Annotated in this window: 3 protein-coding genes and 2 pseudogenes; 3 read left to right on the top strand and 2 right to left on the bottom strand. The window is 59.1% G+C overall.

Annotation, left to right across the window (positions count from 1 at the left end):
* The coding region (locus tag AC5ZGW_RS45715) for a hypothetical protein (protein WP_496114147.1) at positions 1–205 on the top strand (205 nt) is incomplete at its 5' end.
* Between the two features lie 44 nt (positions 206–249).
* Here the strand turns inward: AC5ZGW_RS45715 and AC5ZGW_RS45710 are convergent.
* Positions 250–549, bottom strand: coding sequence for a hypothetical protein (locus tag AC5ZGW_RS45710; RefSeq protein WP_130231856.1), 300 nt, complete (start codon positions 547–549; stop codon positions 250–252).
* Positions 550–1,654: 1,105 nt separating this feature from the next.
* On the opposite strand from AC5ZGW_RS45710, the pseudogene AC5ZGW_RS45705 reads away from it, so the two are divergent.
* Positions 1,655–1,855, top strand: a pseudogene (locus tag AC5ZGW_RS45705) (kinase/pyrophosphorylase); the annotation flags it as partial.
* Here AC5ZGW_RS45705 and AC5ZGW_RS45700 read toward each other — a convergent pair.
* Positions 1,818–1,999 (bottom strand): annotated as a pseudogene (locus tag AC5ZGW_RS45700) (HemJ family protein); the annotation flags it as partial. The pseudogenes AC5ZGW_RS45705 and AC5ZGW_RS45700 overlap by 38 nt on opposite strands.
* 187 nt (positions 2,000–2,186) lie before the next feature.
* Between AC5ZGW_RS45700 and AC5ZGW_RS45695 the strand changes: the two are divergent.
* Positions 2,187–2,561, top strand: coding sequence for a transposase (locus AC5ZGW_RS45695; protein WP_474419849.1), 375 nt, complete (start codon positions 2,187–2,189; stop codon positions 2,559–2,561).
* Positions 2,562–2,592 lie beyond the last annotated feature (31 nt).

Here is a 2,592-nt window from a genome sequence, read left to right as displayed (position 1 = left end):
ACTCCAGACGGCATGCGGCTTCGACGGCGCTCTTGCCTTCACAGATAGCCGCCGCAACAGCTTCGATCTGGTGCTCAATCATTTTGCGGAGAGTTTCGGTACAGGACTCGTCACCCATCGTGCAGCACTCCCGTGCGGAACATTGATTATGGAATTTACGAACTTGATTGCGCGTAAACCAAAGCTGATTGAACTCACGACCTAAGCGGCGGGATCAACCCAAATGAAAGCGGTTCTCCAGCTCAAGGTCTAAGATAAGGAGCGCGCGGTGATTCGCGACGGGATGTTTCCGAGATAGCGTTTCACCTTATGTTCAACCGGTTGATTGCTCGCCGGCTTGAGCACGGAGATCGACGACCTCGATATCGGCTCTCCCGTCCCCGCGAGCGCAGCGCCCGCGTGATCGGCAAACAGCCGATGATATTTGTCGACAAGACCTTTCTGCCTTCTCCAGCCGTCGTCGCGTTGCTTGGCCGCGAGGGACCGGTCATCGAGCGTACTTCTTTTGCACGTCGGCCGGCTATCGCTGACTGCCGGCTCGATATGCATCACGTCGATGCCTTGCGCAGCCGGCGAGTTTCTCCGTCCGCGCGTTGCGGTAAGCGTTGTGAAGTCTCGCCAACACAAACCTGCAGCGATTGCCGGAGTCCGCCACCCGATCTCCGAAAATCAGCGAGAGGGGCATCATGGCAGGGTAATGTCGGAGCACGTGGGTGCGGGCCGCGATGGAAGGCCCGCCGCCAAGCGCGCTGCGGTCGCGCAGCTGCAGGCTGTCATGGAACTGTCGGAACGGCGGGGCCTGCGATCGTCACGGCCGATCCGAAGTCGAGATGGCCGTGAACGTCTCGAAGTCCGGCAAACACTCAACGTACCGGAGGTCCTGCCGAAAAATGTTCATTACGAGCTGGACAGACTCCATTAGCAACCGCAAATCGTGTTCCGCGGTTAGATGCTCATTTCCATCGCCGCCGCGGCCGCACTGTTCGTGCTGTTGCTCTTCCTTTGTTGAGCGGTCCTTCGGCGCGGGTTCCATCCTTGTCATGCCATTGCTGGCCGCAAGCGCGGTGTTCCTCCGTCTGTGGATCACAGCCATTGAGCTCAGCATCACGCGATGCTTGCAACAAGCGAACGTCTACAATCTCGCCAAGCAAAATCCAAGCGGGCACCCGCTCGATTGTGGTCCATCGATTTCGTCTCCCAACATCGGGATCAAGGAGCATGGGTGTCGTTCGAGCGCTTCTAATTGAATAGGGTTGCAATCCGAGGTAAGCGCCATGTAAATCCATCGCGCAGCCGACGCAACGAGATGGATATGCCGAAAGACCGCCGATCGGGCCCCGATTGGAGCAGGCGGCAAGACGAACGTTCATTTGAACATCTCGAGAATTGGCCACGGTGACCGGCTCGAGATTCGAGAAGGTCCGGCGCTACAAGGGCTCTCTCATCAATACCAGCCCACCCCATCAGGATGTGAGGACACGCTGATGCTCATGAACCTGGACATACCTGTCGGTCAAAAACGTAATCCACTTCCGGCCTTTGCCGCCAGAGGCCAATGGCGCGTGTTTCTGGATCGTCTGCACGGCGAAATCACCCTGTTGTCAACATGTTATTTGACGCCCGTCATGCCCATCTCGGGGACAGAACGACCAACGTGTCTCGCACGTCGAAGACGCTCGCCATTTATCTGGCCAATCAAGGTATCCGTACCGCCAACGGGCCGCCGGTGCCGGGCATTCCTTTCCCACATCAACCGGAGAAGTTGACGAGGACGCCGGTCGTCAGCCGGCATGCGACGCCGGAGCGGCTGATCCAGGTCCGGCAAAACTGGTTGCTGACCATGGGCGCCGGTTCGACGACGCAAGCAGCCGGCGCTCCATCACCTTGAAGCTCGATCCCATCTGGGCCTCGCGGTGATAGACGAACAACCGCGGCAGGTAGGGCTCGTGCCCGCCATCCAGGCGCAGCACCTTGATCCAGGTACCGCGCCAAGCATCATGTCGAAATCGTTGTCGCCTACACACGCGAAGAAATTGTGGCGAGACCGCGCGTCGGTTCTATTGCCGCAACCAAAGCTGAACTCTGGATTTAAGACTGCGGTTTGCAGTTGCGGCTCGATCAGGATACCTAGGAGCCTGTCCGAGTATTCCCTGTTCAATTGGGCGGGAGTGTGATCGATTTGGTCCATGAGCAAGTATTTTCGGCCGTGGAAGATTGATCAGCCGCAGTTGCTGCCGCCGAGTGTGCAGGATTTCGTGCCGCGGGAGCACCTGTCACGTTTCATCGTGGAACTGGTGCGGGAGAGCCTGGACCTCAGCGAGATATCTGGCAACTACCGGAGTGCGCTCGGCCAGCCGCCGTTTGATCCGCGCCTGATGGTGGCGCTGCTGCTCAACGGGTACGCGGTCGGCATCTATTCCTCGCGGCGGATCGCCAGGGCCTGCGTCGAACGCGCCGACTTCATGATGATCGCGGCGCTCGATGCGCGGATTTCCGCACCATCTCCGAGTTCCGCAAGCGGCACCTCAAACACTTGGCCGGGCTGTTCGTGCAGGTGTTGAGGCTCGCCGAGAAGGCCGGGTTGGTGCGGCT

It is taken from the genome of Bradyrhizobium sp. Crot121 (assembly GCF_059512385.1).
This window is presented reverse-complemented; position numbering and strand designations above follow the sequence as displayed.

Bases quoted from the DNA above. Each gene is read 5' to 3' on its own strand.
- AC5ZGW_RS45710 (WP_130231856.1), bottom strand. From the start codon at position 549: ATGCATATCGAGCCGGCAGTCAGCGATAGCCGGCCGACGTGCAAAAGA.
- AC5ZGW_RS45695 (WP_474419849.1), top strand. From the start codon at position 2,187: ATGAGCAAGTATTTTCGGCCGTGGAAGATTGATCAGCCGCAGTTGCTG.